Raw genomic sequence first — 17315 nt, forward strand, 5'->3', positions numbered from 1 at the left:
TCCAAGTGGTCAGTTTTTAACTAATTGCCAATAATTTCTATATCCTCGATAGTGATATGAGGCAACGCATAAGAGTGTTGCTTCGAGCGTGAGCCCTCCCCCTGTGCTCTAGGAGGGTAATAGTTTTCTTTTTCATCATTAAATGAACAAAACACTTCATCTAGCGCTGCACGTATCTCGCTAAGTGTTTTATCCAAATTTGCATTAAAGTCTGGGCGCTTTCGTTTTGTATGCCCCAACTCAATTAAGCGACCGAAACATTTATTGGCTAATGCCATGAGTTCTGAAGGCACATCTTTATGAGGCGGCAACGATTCATTAGGGTGGGCAATACAGTACTTAACCAAAGCGGTATAAAAGCACAATGGTTTGTTTTGCAGTGTAACTACTTTGTCGTCTACGCCATTTGAAATGGTTTTGTCTTGAAGATTGATAATTAGCTTCGGAGTAGGTGGTAATATTTCTTCTATTACTTTCTTTCGCAACCTGCGTTGATTGGTTACCGCAAAAAAAGGTGCTACTGCCAGTGCTGCTATTAATGCTATCCAACTAAACGCGAAAAAACTTTCAGCGGCCTTACTACGCATTTCAACAGTAATGGTTTGCTCTGCATTTGATAGTGTAGATGTCACTACAACAGGGTAATCGCTCAACTGTTCAGGACTTAAAAATATGCCTTGAATGTTGCTTACCAATATTGGGTAGCCCTCTTCTTTAAGACTTGTATTCAGGCGATTTAAGTAACGATAAATTGCAAATTGGTTTACAGGGGTACTTAGCGTTTCATTGCCCACATCCAAAAAGGCGCTATCTAAGCTAATTCTTCGTTCGACTTTGTCTAGTGCGCTATGAATTGACGCTTGGTGACTTACGTATTGCGAAAGTAATGCTGTTGCTTGAAACGTTAAAACAAGCGCTACAGTGATCAACAAAATAGCGATAGGAGACTTGAAAAGCACTTTTTTTGGCGTTTGCACTATTCACACCCTTCTTCTAGTTTTATTGTTTTGTAGTAGGGTCTTGGATGCGCCATAGCAATGTCGTGAACAACAGACTGCATGGCACAAAATAGGTCTGTGTTTTGCGTTTGCATTTTCAAGTACCACTGCATTCCGCTGACACTTTGCTGCAAGGGAGTGGCATAGTTGCGGGAAAATCGTTTGTTATCGTCTTGTGCCCAATAAGATGAAATTATATCAACATCGCCCGCCAGTAATGCGTTTCGCAGCTCTTGATGCGAACTGTAATACACCACATTAATGTTAGCGTCGCTAAGCCCTAAACCCTGCATAACTGTTTTTGGCACAATATGCCCGGAACGGCTGCTAGGGTAATCAAGCAATCCAACGCGTTTACCCAATAAATATTCTTTGTTTAAACGTGGTTTCTCTCGTAGCGCAATAAAAAACGCGCTGTAATCAGGATGTGAAGCTATCTTCGTTAAGCCGTATATCTGATCTGCACCAAAGGCATCAACCACATTCTTCTTAACTAACGCTAGATCAACGACGCCGTGGTTTATATAACGAAAGGTGTCGTAATCGCTTTGGCCAATGATCACCTTAACCTTGCCATATTGGCGCTTGATGATGTCATTACTACATAACTTCTCATTTGCCATTTGGGCAATGCGCCCGTCAGTTACATAGACGGAAAAAACATCGTCATTGCCGCGTAACGATGTGTTGCAGGTTAAATATTGACCAGTTTGTGGCGTGATGTCACTATAATTTGCGGAATCTAGATAAAAGTTTGCGACACCACATATTAGCAGTGCAATGACAAAAATTATCCACTTTCCGGTAGCAACAATTCTGAAATTCGTCAAAAAAACGACCAAATGAATTAACGATTTATGTGGGGATTTCATCAGTTAAACTTATTTATTGCAATAGGTAAATTTATTTTAAATGCTTAAATTGTTGTTTTTTATAGGTTTTTTATAAGTAAACCTGATTTTTATTAAACGCTGGTTATTAGTGTTTTACATGTCAAGAATAGGAGCAGTTATCTGCCGCGACTTGAAGATAATAATAACAAGTAAATTAACCTGACCGTTTGGTCAATTATTTTTTCTCAAAGTCAGTTGCCATGGGCGGTTAATGTTAAATTAAAATGTAAGATTGTAATAATTTTGACATGAAGCTTTACGAGAATTCTCAGCGGTCTAAAATTATGCAAAGTTGTGAAAGGGAAAACCTGCCCATTTCGCGACTTAAATAAAAGATATTCAAACAAAAAGGGAAACACACATGAGTTCACCAGCTAAATTCAGTCGCATTGCGGCTGCGGTTGCGCTGTCAATCGGTTTGTCGACTACTGCAATGGCGCAAGAAACGTCATCTGCAATGGAAGGCCGCATCCTTACCCCTACAGGTGCACCTGCTGCGGGTACTTCAATTACAGTAATTCACGAACCGACTGGTACAGTCCGTGAAGTTACTGTTGGTGCAAACGGTACATTCAACCTTCGCGGTCTTCGCGTTGGTGGTCCATACAGAGTGGTTATCGACTCTGATGAGTACCAAGACACAACAGTAGATGATGTATATCTTGAACTAGGTAGTGCTTTTGGCGTTAACCTAACGCTAGATGACGCAAGCGATATCGAAGTTATCTCTGTAAGCGGTAGCTCACTATCTGCTACAGCATTTGGTGCAACAGGCCCTCAAACTGTTTTCAACCTAGAAACACTTGAAAATGCGCCAGCTATCAACCGTAGCATTGGTGATATTGTTCGTGTTGACCCACGTGTATTTGTTGATGAAAGCTTCAACGACGCTATCAGCTGTGGTGGTGCAAGCCCGCGTAATAACAGCCTGACCTTAGACGGTATTCGTATGAACGATGCTTTCGGTCTGAACAGCAACGGCTTCCCAACAGAGCGTATGCCTTTCTCTTACGACGCCATCCAACAGGTTGCGGTTGAGCTTGCTCCGTTCGACGTAGAGTACGGCGGTTTTACAGCGTGTAACATCAACGCGGTAACTAAGTCTGGTACTAATGAAATTCACGGCGGCGTTTTCTTCGATTACACAAGCGACTCATATCGTGGTGACGAAGTAGACAGCGATGAGCGCGATAACGGTAACTACACTGAGAAGCGTTACGGTTTCAACGTTGGCCTTCCAATTCTTGAAGATACGCTTTTCCTTTTTGCTGCTTACGAGAAGCTAGAAGGCGTTCAGTTATTTGATTACAACGCACTAGGTAACCGTGTTACTCAAGAGCAAATCAACCAGGTAGCTCAAGTAGCGCAAAGCGTTTATGGCTATGATGTTGGCGGTACGCCGGGTTCAGCGCCAGTTGAAGACGAAAAACTGCTTGTTAAACTAGACTGGAACATCAACTCTGACCACCGTGCATCATTAGTGTACAACTGGAACGATGGTTTCAGCATCAGCCAGTCAGACGGCGGTTCTTCACGTCTTTCTCTTAGCAACCACTTCTACGAGCGTGGCGCAGAGTTCACTAACGTAGTTGGTTCACTTTACTCAGATTGGACAGACGATTTCTCGACAGAGCTTCGTATTGGTCACACTGACCTAGATAACCGTCAGCAGTCACTAGACGCAGCTTCTGGCTTTGCTGAAGCGCAAATCAGAACTGACACCGGTGGTACTATCTATATTGGTCCAGACGATTCTCGTCAGTCAAACGACCTTAACTACACAGTATTTAACTTCAAGTTAGCAGGTACTTACTTCCTAGGTGATCACGAAATCACTGCTGGTGTAGAATACGAAGAAACAGACGTATTCAACTTATTCATGCAGCACACTGTAGGTGAATACCGCTTTAACAGCATCTCTGACTTCGAGCAGGGCCTTGTTAACCGTATTTACTACAACAACTCAGCGGGTACTAACAACCCAGCTGACGCAGGTGCATCGTTTGCGTTTGACGTAACTACGTTCTACATCCAAGACGAGTTCTTCCTAACTGACGACCTTAAGATCATGGCGGGTCTACGCTATGACACTTACGGTTCTGACGACCGTCCTACGCTGAACCAAAACTTTGCTGACCGTTACGGTTTCGCAAACACTGCTAACGTAGATGGCATCGACCTTCTTCAACCGCGCTTTGGTTTCACTTACACTGTAAATGAAGACCTAGAACTACGCGGTGGCTTCGGTCTTTACTCTGGTGGTAACCCGAACGTATGGATTTCAAACGCATACTCTAACGACGGTGTAACTAACATCGGTGTACGTGAATTCGATATCCCTGGATTCGATAGCGGTACTACGTCACTATTCGACCTAGACCTAACTGGTCAAGGCCGTCCAATCTACGACGTACCACAAGCACTATTCGACGAAGTTGCTAACACAAGCATTGTTGATGGCGACGGTAACACTAACGCGACAGCTCCAGACTTTGAAATTCCTTCAGAGTGGAAATATGCGTTGGGCTTCACTTACATTGCACCTGGCGACTACCTAGTTAACGCTGACGTTATCTATACTGACCGTCAAGATTCAGCAATTGTTCGTGACGCTAACCTAATCGCGTCTGGTGACGTTCGTTTCGACGGTCGTCCAATTTACACTTCAATTGACCCTAGCCGCCGTGAAACGTCTGACTTTATCCTTGATAACGTTGACCAAGGCGACGGTAGCTCTCTTGTTCTGTCTGTTGGCGTAAGCAAAGAGTGGGATAACGGCTTCGACATGGCTGCTTCATACGCATACGTTGATGCAGAAGATGCGAACCCAATGACTAGTGCTGTAGCGTTCTCTAACTACGCTAACTTTGCAACTAGCGATCCGATTAACCCTACACCAGCAACGTCTGACTACGCTGTAGGTAATCGTTTCAACCTATCACTTGGCTACACAGCTGAGTTCATTGACGGTTACGAAACACGCTTCAACATTTTTGCGACTGCTAACGAAGGTAAGCCGTTCTCTTATGTATATAGCACAGACCGCAACCTAACTGACCCATTCCCATGGGACGGTGTATCTGGTCGCCAGCTTATTTACATTCCTGAGCTTAACGATGCGAACGTAGTATACGCAGACGAAGCAACTGAAAATGCATTCAACCGTTGGGTAGACGCAAACGGCTTCGAGCGTGGTGAAATCCTTGCTCGTAACAGTGAGTCTGCAGACTGGTGGTTTAAAGCTGACGTACGTATCTCTCAAGAGCTTCCAGCTTTCTACGAAGACCACAGCGCAAGCGCGTTCTTCGTTATTGAGAACGTAACTAACCTAATCAACGACCAATGGGGTGACTTCCGTCAAGGCTCATTCGGTGGTGATGAAGTTATTACTGCAAGCATCAACGATGCTGGCCAGTACGTTTACAGCGACTTCTCTAACCCAGAGCAAAGCGTTGTTCGCGGTCCGTCACTTTGGGAAATCCGTGTAGGTCTTAACTACCGCTTCTAAAAGCGCTAGCTAAATTACACGAACTACAAGTTGTAGTGTTAGGTGCCACTCTCCTTAACAGGAAGTGGCACTTTTTTATGCGCGAAATAAAGTCATACGTTACTTTTTGGATTAAATCTTCAGGTACAAACTGATCTTTCTTCACCTAGCATGCGAACCAAATTGCACGAACAGTTATTAATTCTTGCAAGGAGGACATATGACAAAGCGTATGCTTATGGTAATGACGTCTCATGAGATAATGGGCGATACGGGAAAGAAAACAGGAATGTGGCTTGAGGAGTTTGCAGCCCCTTACTATGCATTCAAAGACAAGGGTTATACGATAACACTGGCATCGCCCATGGGCGGACAGGTACCCATCGACCCTAATAGCTTAGCCGACGATGCAATGACAGACGACGCGGTACGCTATACAAAAGACGAACTCGCTAGAAGTGCTATGGCATCTACAATTCCACTTGAAGATGTGCGCGCAGATGAGTTCGATGCAGTATTTTACCCGGGCGGTCACGGACCACTTTGGGACTTATCAGACAATGCACACTCCATTAAGCTAATTGAAGAGATGATAGCAGCTGAAAAACCAGTAGGTGCGGTTTGCCATGCCCCCATTGTGCTTAAAGATGTGAAAGCACCAAATGGTGAGCACTTAGTGAAAGGTAAGGCGGTTACGGGCTTTTCTAACAGTGAGGAAGCGGCTATGGAACTTACCGATGTTGTGCCATATCTTGTAGAAGACGAGCTTAAGAAAAGCGGTGGTACCTTCGAAAAAGCAGACGATTTTGCTGTGAAGGTATGTACAGACGGTTTACTCGTGACAGGTCAGAACCCACCGTCATCCAGACCCGCAGCAGATGCGCTTATAGCGCTGCTTTCATAATAAAAAGGTTACAATTTGGTGACTAGTTGCTAGAAATAAAAAAGCCGTGTTTCGAATAAGCACGGCTTTTTTGTGTTCTCTTGTTCTTATGTATCACGCTCGGTAAAACCGAATGCTGTTGTTGTTACACGTTTTCAAACAAGTCTTCTACGCGCTGACGAAGTTCTTCAATATTTGATACATCGGCAGGTGCAATAAAAATAGTGTCGTCGCCTGCAATAGTACCCAATACACCATCTTTTTTACTCAGCGAGTCGAGTAGACGTGCAATAAGCTGCGCCGCACCGGGACTTGTGCGTATTATTACCATTACATTGTTATGCACAATATCAAGCACTAGCTGTTTAAGGGGGCTTTTAGCGGTAGGCATACCTAATTCAGGAGGTAAGCAATAGACCATGTCGCCACGGGCATTACGCGTTCGAACGGCACCAAACTTACTTAGCATACGTGAAATTTTTGACTGGCTGATATTGTCGAAACCTTGTGCTTTCAAAGCATCAACAATTTCGCCTTGTGAACCATAACTTTCAGCTTTCAGTATTTCTTTGAAAGCTTTAATGAGTTGTTCTTGTTTTGCGTTAGCCATTAGCGCTCTTTCTATTCTGTCGGTCGTCAGTAGGGATTATTTTTTATAGTGCTATATTGTGCCCCACAGGTGGACTTTGCGCAATTTGTTTGCATAATCACACATGATAATGAATATCGCATAAAAATCGCCATAAATAACGTTAATAAGACGATCCGGTGATTGAGTTTTCCCCCGCGTTGCATTAGTGTGACGTTCCGTTTAAATACGTGAAGTAATCCCATAGGAGAAATGGTATGAAAGTAGCCGTGTTAGGTGCTGCCGGTGGTATTGGTCAGGCGCTGTCTTTGTTGTTAAAAACACAATTGCCAGCAGGTTCAGATTTAGCGCTTTACGACGTTGCGCCAGTAGTTCCTGGTGTTGCCGTTGATTTGAGCCACATCCCAACTGCGGTAAAAGTAACCGGTCACGGTAAAGATGACCTTGCTGATGCACTTACTGGAGCAGACGTTGTTCTTATTCCAGCAGGTATGCCTCGTAAGCCAGGTATGGATCGCTCTGATCTATTCAACATCAACGCCGGCATTGTTAAAAACCTAATTGAAGGTGTAGCTGATAACTGCCCGAATGCGTGTGTTGGTATCATCACAAACCCTGTAAACACAACAGTTGCTATTGCAGCTGAAACGCTTAAAGCAAAAGGCGTTTACGACAAGAACAAGCTTTTTGGTGTAACTACGCTTGACGTAATCCGCGCTGAAACGTTTGTTGCTGAGCTTAAAGGTGTAGACGTATCTTCTGTGCACGTACCTGTAATCGGTGGTCACTCTGGTACTACTATTCTTCCTCTTCTTTCACAAGTTGAAGGCGTAGAGTTCTCAGACGAAGAAGTAGCTAGCCTAACTACTCGTATCCAAAACGCGGGTACTGAAGTTGTTGAAGCGAAAGCTGGCGGCGGCTCTGCAACTCTATCTATGGGTCAAGCAGCAGCACGTTTCTGTCTATCTCTAGTTGCAGCAATGCAAGGCGAGAACGTTGTTGAGTACACGTACGTACAAACTGACGACAGCGACGACGCAGCATTCTTCGCACACCCAGTTCGCTTAGGCGCAAACGGTGTTGAAGAAATCTTGCCATACGGCGAGCTAAGCGCATTCGAAGAAAAAGCGAAAAACGACATGCTTGAAGGCCTACGTGGCGACATCAAGCTAGGCGTTGACTTCGTAAACGGCTAATTGGTGAGTGTCATTGGCAGGCCTTTGAACGTAGGCACGCCGTGAATACTTCCCTGTAGGCTTCGCCACCGCATCCCTGCGGTGGAGAGCCTACTTATCAAAGCCCCGCCAGTTCCAAACTCCCCAATAGCCTCATCACTTTAGATTTGTAGAAAGCGCAGTCTGTTACGCCCTTGCGTATCCAGCCTTTTTTGTTGCGTGCTTGTAGGCTTCGCACGGCATCCTTGGCACAGGAGTGCCTACTTATCGAAGCCCAACCAATTCCAAAATTCCCTGTAGCCTAATCACTGAAGATTTTTTATAAGAGAGCAGTCTGTTACGACCTTACGTATCCAGCCTTTTTGTTATGTGTTAGTAAGCTTCGTCACGGCATCGCTGTGGCGGAGAGCCTAGTTATCAAAGCACCGCCTATTCCAAACTCTCCAAGTCTGTCTATTTTGCTCTATTCGTAAGTAAGCTTTTTAAGTAAGTTACTGTGCTTGGGCTGGCTTTATGCGGTGTAGCGTTATCGCGCCCGTGGCTACTGGATGGCCTTTATGAATTGCGTAGGTAAAGCCAGAAATCATGTTGTCTGTTTGCACAAAAAGCATAATTTTTGATGCAAAAGTTGTGTGTGACGCTTCAATCTCGATCACTTTGCCATCAATACTTATATTGTTAGCAGAAAAGCTTGATTGCACTTCATTGAAGGTTTTGCTGCCCTTTCTATAAACCCGTAATGAACCTTGCTCGTCTTCATTTAATTGTAGTAATGCTAATTCTGGTCTGTCTAAATACTGCATTACGCCAATCCATGTACCGAAAGGGTGTTCGGTTGTATTTTGTTCAGCATTAGCAATAAGCTGCCCACGTTTTTCAAGGAACTTTCTAGGCGTCGATTTCGCTTCTTGTTTTATCAACTGATACGTATAAGACACATAACTCTCTTTACCTTTATAGCTCGACTCAAGTACTTGCAAATCGGATTCTAAATTGGGAGATAACGTAATCGTGCGCGTCACACCGTTCTCAATGATTGTTTTGATAGTGCATCTATTTTCAATACAAACAATGTCGTCATTAGTGAATGACGTGCGGCGCATTTTTTTTAACCCGCCTAGAATGACTATTTCAAATAAACTGTGTTCGCCATTTTCGTTTATTTGTAGTAATCGGAACATGAACTCGTCTTCACTTATACCTTCCCACAAACCAGCGGGTAGCTCCATTGTACTGGCAGCACAGCGACCACTTAGTGAAAACAGAGTAATGAAAAGTATTAATAGAGATATGCGCAAGTTTAGTCCTTTAATGCAGTGGGAAACAAATTTTGTTACCAACAATATTCGTATTTCATTGAGCTGCAAGCCATTTCAATATTAACTAGTTACTCTTTCTATTCAAAACAAACAAGGATGTGTTATGACGTTTATAAAGCGCAACGTTATGTTTGCCATTTTGTACGCTGCATTTTGTTTTAATGCCAATGCTACAGATTCGGGGGCGAACAAAGCTACCCCCGAAGTACCGGTGGCAGTCAAGTTTTCACTCAGTTACCTTCAACACTTACCCTTAAAGGCAACGCTTTGCCTTTCGAAAACTATCGAGAATGGCTTGCGCATGCGCAAAGTAACAATCAAAAAATAGCTTTTGTCGACCGCTGGCAGAAGCGTGTTAATCCCAAAACGTTTAATACTCTCATCAAACAAACAAGCGCTCAGTGGATTGAATATGAATCTGATGGTTTGAAGATTTCAGGTGTCATGGTGGCGCCTAAAAACACTGGCAACAAAAAGCTTCCGGTTATTATTTATAATCGCGGTGGTAATGATAAACACAATGTCAGCCGAATTACTGTAGTAGACCGACTTCTTCCTCTTGCCGCACAAGGTTACATCGTACTTGCTAGCAATTATCGAGGCTCGCGCTTTAGTGAAGGTGAAGATGAATTTGGCGGAAAAGACGTAAACGATGTGCTTGCTCTTATCGACATTGCAAAGCAATTGCCAGCTGCCGATTCTTCAAAAATTGCGCTGTATGGCGTTAGTCGTGGCGGCATGATGACATGGCAAGCCCTGCGTCAGTTGAAGGCATCAAATGATATTAAAACCGCTATAGTTGTAGCAGGCCCCACTGATTTACATTTTGTGATTAATCGAAGAGCCGGTATGAAAGCTCTCCTGTATAGAATGATCCCAGATATTGAAAACAATCAAGAGACTGCTCTGAATGCACGTTCTGCTGTGAAGTGGGTAGATGAACTTAACACTAAAGTTCCGCTTTTACTTATTCACGGCGATGCTGATGTGCGTGTTGATGTTTCGCACACAAACATGGCGGCCGAAGCGCTCATTAAAAATCAACATCCTCACAAAGTGGTTATTTATGAGAATGGGGATCATGGCCTTACGTTTTATCAAAAAGAAATGAAAGCTGAAATAAGTAGTTGGCTTTCTCAACATATGTAAGGCTTACGTCAATCCTACTAGGCTGTATACACATGTGATGACAGCGTACCTTATATACAAAAAAGCCCGCAACGTACTACGAGGCGGGCTTTTTTTCACAAATTTAGTTTACTTAACCTGTGTTACGCATACCAATAGCAATACCGGCGATGGTTACCATCATGGCGCGCTCTAGGCTGGTGTTTTGTGACTCGTCACCTGCTTTACGAATACGATCTAAAAGCTCAATTTGAAGATAGTGTAGAGGCTGAAGATAGCCTGCACGGATCTCCATCGACTCTTTACCCTGCGGATCGTTTTTCATAATGTCGTCATCACCAGTAATGGCGAGTAGCGATGAAATGCTCTCTTTAAGCTCTGTACGCAGCGCTTCACCAAAGTGCTTAAGCTCGCTTGGCACTAGGCGCTCATCATACGCTTCGCTGATACGTGGGTCGGCTTTATGGAACACCATGTCTAACATAGACAAACGTGAACGATAGAATGGCCATTCGCTAAACATCTCGTTAACCACTTTTTCGTTCTCAGGTGTTTTCACACTATCAATAGCGCGCATAACACCTAACCAGCTTGGCAGCACCAAACGCGTTTGTGCCCAAGCAAATATCCATGGGATAGCGCGTAAGCTTTCTATACCACCTTGTGGTTTACGCTTAGCAGGACGGCTACCAAGCGGCAGTTTACCTAGCTCTTGCTCTGGCGTAGCAACGCGGAAATATGGAACGAACTCTTCGTCGTGACGCACTGTGGCGCGATAGTTATCACGACCTTGAGCGGCCATTGCGGTAATCAGTTCGCGCCACTCTTCTTTTGGAGCCGGCGGCGGGAACAGCATCGCTTCAATAATAGCGCTTGCATAGATACCTAAGCTACGTTTGGCTAAGGTTGGCATACCGAACTTATAGCGAATGGTTTCGCCTTGCTCTGTTACGCGGAAGCCACCTTCTAAAGAGCCTGGAGGCTGTGAATAAATAGCGGCGTGCGCAGGCAAGCCACCACGACCAATAGTACCACCACGGCCGTGGAATAACGTAAGGCTTACATCAAACTCGTCAGCAATCGCTACAAGGGCTTCTTGTGATTGATACTGCGCCCAGCCTGCCGCTAGCGCACCTGCATCTTTCGCAGAGTCTGAGTAACCAATCATCACAAACTGGCGACCCTTCACGTAACCGCGATACCAGTCGATTGACAGTAGCTTGCGCATTACATCTGGTGAATTATTCAAATCGTCCAACGTTTCAAATAATGGGGCTACTGGCATTGGCCAATCTACACCACTTTCTTGAAGTAGAAGCTGAACCGCCATGACATCTGATGGCTCGCTTGCCATAGAGATAATGTAAATACCAAAACCGTGTTTGCTGTGTTTCGCAATAACCTTACAGGTGTCTAATACTTCTTTTACTTCATCAGACGCATCCCACTGTGCCGGGAATAGAGGGCGCTTCGAACCAAGTTCACGTAGTAAGAACGCTTGCTTGTCTGCTTCGCTCCACTGTGCGTAGTCGCCTAAGCCAAGATAGCGAGTAAGTTCACTGAATACGTCAGCGTGGCGCTCTGAATCTTGACGAACGTCTAGGCGAAGTAAATGCACACCAAAAACACGAGCACGGCGAATGGTGTCTAGCAATAAACCGTTCGCCACTACCTGCATGCCGCAATCTAGCAGTGATTGATAGCACAGCATCAATGGTTCAATAAGTTCTTCGTCGTAGTTCACCCAGTTAGACGTATCTGGGTTCTTACCTGCAAGGTAATCGCTAATGCCGTCGCGAGTAGCAACAAAGCGGTCAACTAAAGGACGAAGCAGTGCACGATAAGGTTCGTTAGCGTCACCAACTTGCTCACGCAGTGCATCGTTACAGTCGTACATAGACAGCTCTACTTGTAAGCGATCTAAATCTAGAGCGAACAACTTGGCAGCACGTTTCCTTGCAAGCAGCAATACTTGTTCTGTGACTTTTGAAGTAACAAACGGGTTGCCGTCGCGGTCACCACCCATCCAAGAGCTAAATTGTACAGGTGACGCATCTAATGGAAGAGATACTTGATAGTCTTCATTTAAGCGGTCATCTAACTCGCGCATGAAGTCAGGTACTGCTTCCCATAGCGAGTTTTCAATAACCGAGAAACCCCAACGAGCTTCATCAACAGGGGTAGGGCGAACAGAGCGAATTTCTTCTGTATGCCAAGCCTGCGCAATTAAATCGGCAATACGCGTTTCAATTTTCTTGCGCTCAACGTCGCTTAGCGATTCTTGATGAACCGCTTGTAAGCAGTTCGCTAGCTCTTTGTGCTTGTGAATTAATGTACGACGAGTAACTTCCGTTGGGTGCGCGGTTAGTACTAGGTCAATGTTCAGCTTAGCAACAGCTTCCTGTACTTTATCGGCGGTAAGTTCTGCCTTATCTAGGTGTTTGAACAGCGCATCAATTGATGCATCAACATTCATTGCAGCATTGTATTCTTGCTCTGCAATGTTACCTAAATTCAAAAACTGGGCGAATGCACGACCAACCGTTAACAGGTCGCTATCAGACATGTTTTTGAAAGTTTCTTTCAGTTTTTCGCTACAAGCAGCGTCGCCCTGATAAGAAGCGCGGCCGTCTTTACGTATCATTTCAATGCGGTCAAGCCACTCTTGACCTAATTGATTTTTGATAGTTTCACCAAGGGTTTTTCCTAGGTATCGAACGGTGTCTTTTAGTTCAGCATCGTAGTGTGTTTGCATGCTATCCTCCTAAATATATGGTCTTAACCATACTGTGTCCTTTACAACTTGTCTAACCACTTTCGGTTATAATTTACAACATTTTGATACTTTTACACCCTAGTCACCATTGCTCAAAGCAAGATAATTTCTGGTGTGGTACACTCTTGCACCGGAAAATGCAGAAACATTCTCGCGAACTGCGATTTGTTTGAAATTTGTACTGCATTTGTAATTTAATTTCAGGAGTTATCGTGACTGATACATTCAATACAGTAGAAACCCAAGCAAGTTACGGCATTGGTTATCAAATGGGTCAACAATTGCAATCAAATCCTTTCGATGGTCTAGCTATCGATGCAGTTGTTGCAGGCCTAAAAGACGCGTTTGCAAATTCAGCGCCTCAGGTTGATAACGACACATTGCGTGATGCGTTTGGTGAAATTCACAACCGCATGCAGGCTGCTAAAGAAGAAGCAAGCAAAGCAGTGATTGAAGAGGGCACGAAGTACCTTGAAGAAAACGCAAAGCGTGACGAAGTAACGGTAACTGAGTCTGGTCTTCAGTACGAAGTAATTGCAGAAGGCGACGGTGAAACACCTGTTGCTGCAAGCACTGTTCGTGTTCATTACCACGGCACGCTAATTAACGGCACAACGTTTGATAGCTCTTACGAGCGCGGTCAGCCAGCTGAATTCCCAGTGGGTGGCGTTATCAAAGGTTGGACAGAAGCACTACAACTTATGAAAGTAGGTGCTAAATACCGTCTACACATTCCACACGACCTAGCATACGGTGAGCAAGGTGCTGGTGCGGCAATTGCGCCATACAGCACGCTTGTATTTGATGTTGAGCTACTAGACATCTTAGGCTAATACGCCTTTAAGGAGTGCTGTTAGCACTCCTTTTCCTCTACTACTCGTACTAACCTATCTCTTACAATGTACGCTCTATATTCCTCGTTCGAAATTCTACAACCCTCTGTATTTCAATCAAATAGCTGTTAAATTCACTCGCTTTAGGTATGCTAGCTTTCATCTGCTCCGAGTTGTTATTGAGCACTTCGGCATTACAATAGCGCCACGCAAAAATAAGGAAAATTATTTATGGTTATTAAGCCTAAAGTGAGAGGCTTCATTTGCACAAATGCACACCCAGTAGGCTGTGCTAAAGCGGTAGAAGAACAAGTGGCGTACGTTCAGTCGAAAGGTGACTTAGGCGAAGGCCCCAAAAATGTTTTAGTTATTGGCTGTTCAACAGGTTACGGTCTAGCATCACGTATTACCTCTGCTTTTGGTTACGGCGCAAAAACCTTGGGCGTATGTTTTGAAAAAGCACCGACAGAGCGTAAAACGGGCACTGCGGGCTGGTACAACACCGCTGCGTTTCACACTCAGGCAAAAGCCAAAGGTTTGTATGCAGAAACCCTCAACGGTGATGCCTTCTCTGACGAGATAAAAGCAGACGTTATTGAAAAAATTAAAGCCGATATTGGTAAAGTAGATTTAGTTATTTACAGCCTTGCATCACCACGCAGAACCGATCCTGAAACAGGCGTTACGTACAAATCGACACTAAAACCAGTAGGTCAGGCATATACCACAAAAACATATGATACTGACAAAGATAAAGTGCATGAAGTGTCACTTGAGCCAGCTAATGACGACGAAATTTTGAATACTATCAAAGTTATGGGCGGCGAAGATTGGGAGCGTTGGATGGACTTCCTGCGTGAGGCCGATGTGCTGGCTGAAGGCTGCAAAACTACCGCTTACACCTATATTGGTAAAGAATTGACATGGCCAATATACGGCCAGGCTACCATCGGAAAAGCGAAAGAAGACTTAGATCGCGCTGCTGCAGCGATTATTGGCAAAAACAGTGACTTACTTGTACAAGCTAATGTAAGTTCGCTTAAAGCATTGGTGACGCAGGCAAGTTCTGCAATTCCTGTAATGCCGTTGTATATCTCTTTAATTTACAAGGTAATGAAAGAAGAAGGTACACACGAAGGGTGTATTGAACAAATCTATGGACTCTTTACCGAATGTTTATTCGGTGATGCGCCAACACTTGATGAAGCAAATCGTTATCGCATGGATGGCAAGGAAACCAACGATGCCACACAAGCTAAGATAAAAGCGATTTGGGACGATGTAACTCAAGAAAATTTCCATGATTTAAGTGATTACAAAGGTTACCACCACGAGTTTTTAAAACTGTTTGGTTTTGACATAGAAGGCGTAGATTACGACGCAGATGTTGACCCTTTGGTTAATTGGTAAAACCACGCTAATTATTAAGCAAAAATAACCGAAGCCGTCTGATTTGACGGCTTTTTTGTGTGTAACGTGTACTAAAATGTAAACAGTGCGACTAAAGGTTTACATTAAATTGTAGAAAAATTTGGCTTTATCTTGAATTTGCGTGGCACAAACCCATGGGTTAATGCTAAAATCCCGAAATTAAGTAGGGGCCTTTTCTACCCCTGCCAAAACCGCAGTAGCGATTGCAGTTAAACAACAATAAAAATAAGTGTAAATTTCTGCTGGTGGTCTATAACGAAAGGGCGACAGGTAAACGTCCGCAAACGGAATTATGCGTTACGGCTTCATAACAGGCTGACCGTAGCAAAAGCAGCAAGTTCCAACAATCAATAACAAAAAAGGTGTGTAACACCTGTTAATAGTGCGTTTTTGCATGCTGACAGGCAGGTTTCCTGCGGTCATGCAAAAGGGTATTTCTATTAGAGTAGTGCAATTACATATGATAAAAATCAAGAAAGGTCTCGACCTCCCAATAGAGGGAGCGCCAAAGCAGGAGATTGCTGATGCAGCTGCTGCAACGCGCGTTGCCATTCTGGGAGAAGAATATGTGGGTATGCGCCCTACCATGCACGTCCAAGTTGGCGATGTAGTGAAGAAAGGTCAGGTTCTTTTTGAAGACAAAAAGAACCCTGGCGTTAAATTCACTGCTCCAGCAGCGGGTGAAGTGGTAGAGGTTAACCGTGGTGCAAAACGTGTTCTTCAGTCTGTAGTTATCAAAGTGAACGGCGACGATGCTGTAACTTTCGATACTATTGCAGCTGACCAGATCGCGAGTGCTTCACGTGAGCAACTTCAATCAATCCTAGTTGAGTCTGGCATGTGGACAGCGATTCGTACGCGTCCATTCAGCAAGTCTCCTAAGCTAGATTCAACGCCTAGTTCAATTTTCGTAACAGCAATGGATACTAATCCGCTTGCAGCAGACCCTGCTGTAATTATTGCTGAGCGCCAAGAAGACTTCGCAAATGGTCTTAAGGCGCTTGCACAATTGAGCGGCGGCAAGACTTACGTTTGTAAGGCGCCTGGTTCATCTGTAGCAACAGGTGATGCAGCGGTTGATGTTGAAGAGTTCGGTGGTCCACACCCTGCGGGCTTACCAGGTACTCATATTCATTACCTAGATTCTGCTGGCATGAACAAAACGGTTTGGCACGTAAATTACCAAGACGTTATGGCTATCGGTGCATTGCTTACAACTGGTCAGCTAGATAACCGTCGCGTTATCTCACTAGCGGGCCCTGCGGCAACTAACCCACGTCTAGTTCGCACAGTAATTGGTGCAGACCTAACTGAGCTAACTGCTAACGAGCAGGTAGACGGTGAAGTACGTGTTATTTCAGGTTCAGTACTTAACGGTACTACTGCAATGGGCGTTCACGGTTTCTTAGGTCGTTTCCACACCCAAGTTTCACTATTAAAAGAAGGTCGCGAGAAAAAGCTGTTTGGCTGGATTACTCCAGGTTCAGACAAGCACTCAGTGACTCGTGCTTACCTAGGTCACCTAGGAGGCAGCAAGACATTTGATATGACAACAACTACCAATGGTTCTGAACGTTCTATGGTTCCAATTGGTAATTACGAACGCGTTATGCCCCTAGATATCATTCCTACGCTTCTGCTTAGGGACCTGATTTCTGGTGATACTGACGGTGCTCAGACGTTGGGTTGCTTAGAGTTGGACGAAGAAGATTTGGCATTGTGTACTTATGTATGCCCTGGCAAATACAACTATGCTCCTATCTTACGCGACTGTTTGACCACGATAGAGAAAGAGGGTTAAGT

At 44.4% G+C, this 17315-nt stretch carries 12 protein-coding genes; 7 read left to right on the forward strand and 5 right to left on the reverse strand.

All coding sequences use genetic code 11. The annotated features are described in order from the left end of the window. Positions 1–20: 20 nt before the first annotated feature. Positions 21–977, reverse strand: a complete 957-nt coding sequence (locus ACGHAV_RS15765; RefSeq protein ID WP_390382771.1) for a hypothetical protein — start codon at positions 975–977, stop codon at positions 21–23. Further along, positions 977–1870: a hypothetical protein gene (locus ACGHAV_RS15770; RefSeq protein ID WP_390382774.1), complete on the reverse strand. Its 894-nt coding sequence runs from the start codon at positions 1868–1870 to the stop codon at positions 977–979. Before ACGHAV_RS15770 ends, ACGHAV_RS15765 begins: the two co-directional genes overlap by 1 nt. 382 nt (positions 1871–2252) lie before the next feature. Here ACGHAV_RS15770 and ACGHAV_RS15775 point away from each other — a divergent pair, with 382 nt between their 5' ends. Both ACGHAV_RS15775 and ACGHAV_RS15780 read left to right on the forward strand, forming a co-directional pair. Then, the gene (locus ACGHAV_RS15775) at positions 2253–5399 is read left to right on the forward strand and encodes a carboxypeptidase regulatory-like domain-containing protein (protein ID WP_390382777.1); all 3147 of its coding nucleotides are present in this window, start codon (positions 2253–2255) and stop codon (positions 5397–5399) included. A 199-nt stretch (positions 5400–5598) separates the two neighbouring features. Then, positions 5599–6282, forward strand: a complete 684-nt coding sequence (locus ACGHAV_RS15780) for a type 1 glutamine amidotransferase domain-containing protein (RefSeq protein ID WP_390382780.1) — start codon at positions 5599–5601, stop codon at positions 6280–6282. 124 nt (positions 6283–6406) lie between these two features. Here ACGHAV_RS15780 and argR read toward each other — a convergent pair whose 3' ends face one another. Then, a complete protein-coding gene (gene argR, locus ACGHAV_RS15785) occupies positions 6407–6871 on the reverse strand; it encodes a transcriptional regulator ArgR (RefSeq protein WP_159627740.1) in 465 nt (154 codons plus the stop codon). Between the two features lie 236 nt (positions 6872–7107). Here argR and mdh point away from each other — a divergent pair, with 236 nt between their 5' ends. Continuing rightward, a complete protein-coding gene (mdh, locus tag ACGHAV_RS15790; protein WP_131138436.1) occupies positions 7108–8046 on the forward strand; it encodes a malate dehydrogenase in 939 nt (312 codons plus the stop codon). 470 nt (positions 8047–8516) lie between these two features. On the opposite strand, the gene ACGHAV_RS15795 is transcribed toward mdh, so the two are convergent. After that, positions 8517–9323 (reverse strand): hypothetical protein, encoded by an 807-nt coding sequence (locus ACGHAV_RS15795; protein WP_390382785.1) that lies wholly within the window; start codon positions 9321–9323, stop codon positions 8517–8519. A 288-nt stretch (positions 9324–9611) separates the two neighbouring features. Between ACGHAV_RS15795 and ACGHAV_RS15800 the strand changes: the two genes are divergently transcribed. Further along, a complete protein-coding gene (locus tag ACGHAV_RS15800) occupies positions 9612–10493 on the forward strand; it encodes an alpha/beta hydrolase family protein (protein WP_390382788.1) in 882 nt (293 codons plus the stop codon). Between the two features lie 112 nt (positions 10494–10605). On the opposite strand, the gene ppc is transcribed toward ACGHAV_RS15800, so the two are convergent. Further along, positions 10606–13227 (reverse strand): phosphoenolpyruvate carboxylase, encoded by a 2622-nt coding sequence (gene ppc, locus ACGHAV_RS15805; protein ID WP_390382791.1) that lies wholly within the window; start codon positions 13225–13227, stop codon positions 10606–10608. A gap of 233 nt (positions 13228–13460) precedes the next feature. On the opposite strand from ppc, the gene ACGHAV_RS15810 reads away from it, so the two are divergent. The 3 genes from ACGHAV_RS15810 (at position 13461) to ACGHAV_RS15820 (ending at position 17313) form a co-directional block, all read left to right on the forward strand. Next, positions 13461–14081, forward strand: coding sequence for an FKBP-type peptidyl-prolyl cis-trans isomerase (locus ACGHAV_RS15810; RefSeq protein ID WP_390382794.1), 621 nt, complete (start codon positions 13461–13463; stop codon positions 14079–14081). Between the two features lie 231 nt (positions 14082–14312). Further along, positions 14313–15491 carry an enoyl-ACP reductase FabV gene (gene fabV / locus ACGHAV_RS15815; RefSeq protein WP_390382797.1) on the forward strand — a complete coding sequence of 393 codons (1179 nt, stop codon included), beginning with the start codon at positions 14313–14315 and terminating at the stop codon, positions 15489–15491. Positions 15492–15972: 481 nt separating this feature from the next. After that, a complete protein-coding gene (locus tag ACGHAV_RS15820; RefSeq protein ID WP_390382799.1) occupies positions 15973–17313 on the forward strand; it encodes a Na(+)-translocating NADH-quinone reductase subunit A in 1341 nt (446 codons plus the stop codon). The last annotated feature ends 2 nt before the right edge of the window (positions 17314–17315 follow it).

Source organism: Alteromonas sp. MTD1, assembly GCF_042848195.1.
GTDB lineage: Bacteria > Pseudomonadota > Gammaproteobacteria > Enterobacterales > Alteromonadaceae > Alteromonas.

Excerpts from the sequence above, each read along its gene's own strand:
- ACGHAV_RS15820 (WP_390382799.1), top strand. The coding sequence starts at position 15,973 with ATGATAAAAATCAAGAAAGGTCTCGACCTCCCAATAGAGGGAGCGCCA.
- ACGHAV_RS15775 (WP_390382777.1), top strand. The coding sequence starts at position 2,253 with ATGAGTTCACCAGCTAAATTCAGTCGCATTGCGGCTGCGGTTGCGCTG.
- argR (WP_159627740.1), bottom strand. The coding sequence starts at position 6,871 with ATGGCTAACGCAAAACAAGAACAACTCATTAAAGCTTTCAAAGAAATA.
- ppc (WP_390382791.1), bottom strand. The coding sequence starts at position 13,227 with ATGCAAACACACTACGATGCTGAACTAAAAGACACCGTTCGATACCTA.
- ACGHAV_RS15770 (WP_390382774.1), bottom strand. The coding sequence starts at position 1,870 with ATGAAATCCCCACATAAATCGTTAATTCATTTGGTCGTTTTTTTGACG.
- ACGHAV_RS15780 (WP_390382780.1), top strand. The coding sequence starts at position 5,599 with ATGACAAAGCGTATGCTTATGGTAATGACGTCTCATGAGATAATGGGC.
- mdh (WP_131138436.1), top strand. The coding sequence starts at position 7,108 with ATGAAAGTAGCCGTGTTAGGTGCTGCCGGTGGTATTGGTCAGGCGCTG.
- fabV (WP_390382797.1), top strand. The coding sequence starts at position 14,313 with ATGGTTATTAAGCCTAAAGTGAGAGGCTTCATTTGCACAAATGCACAC.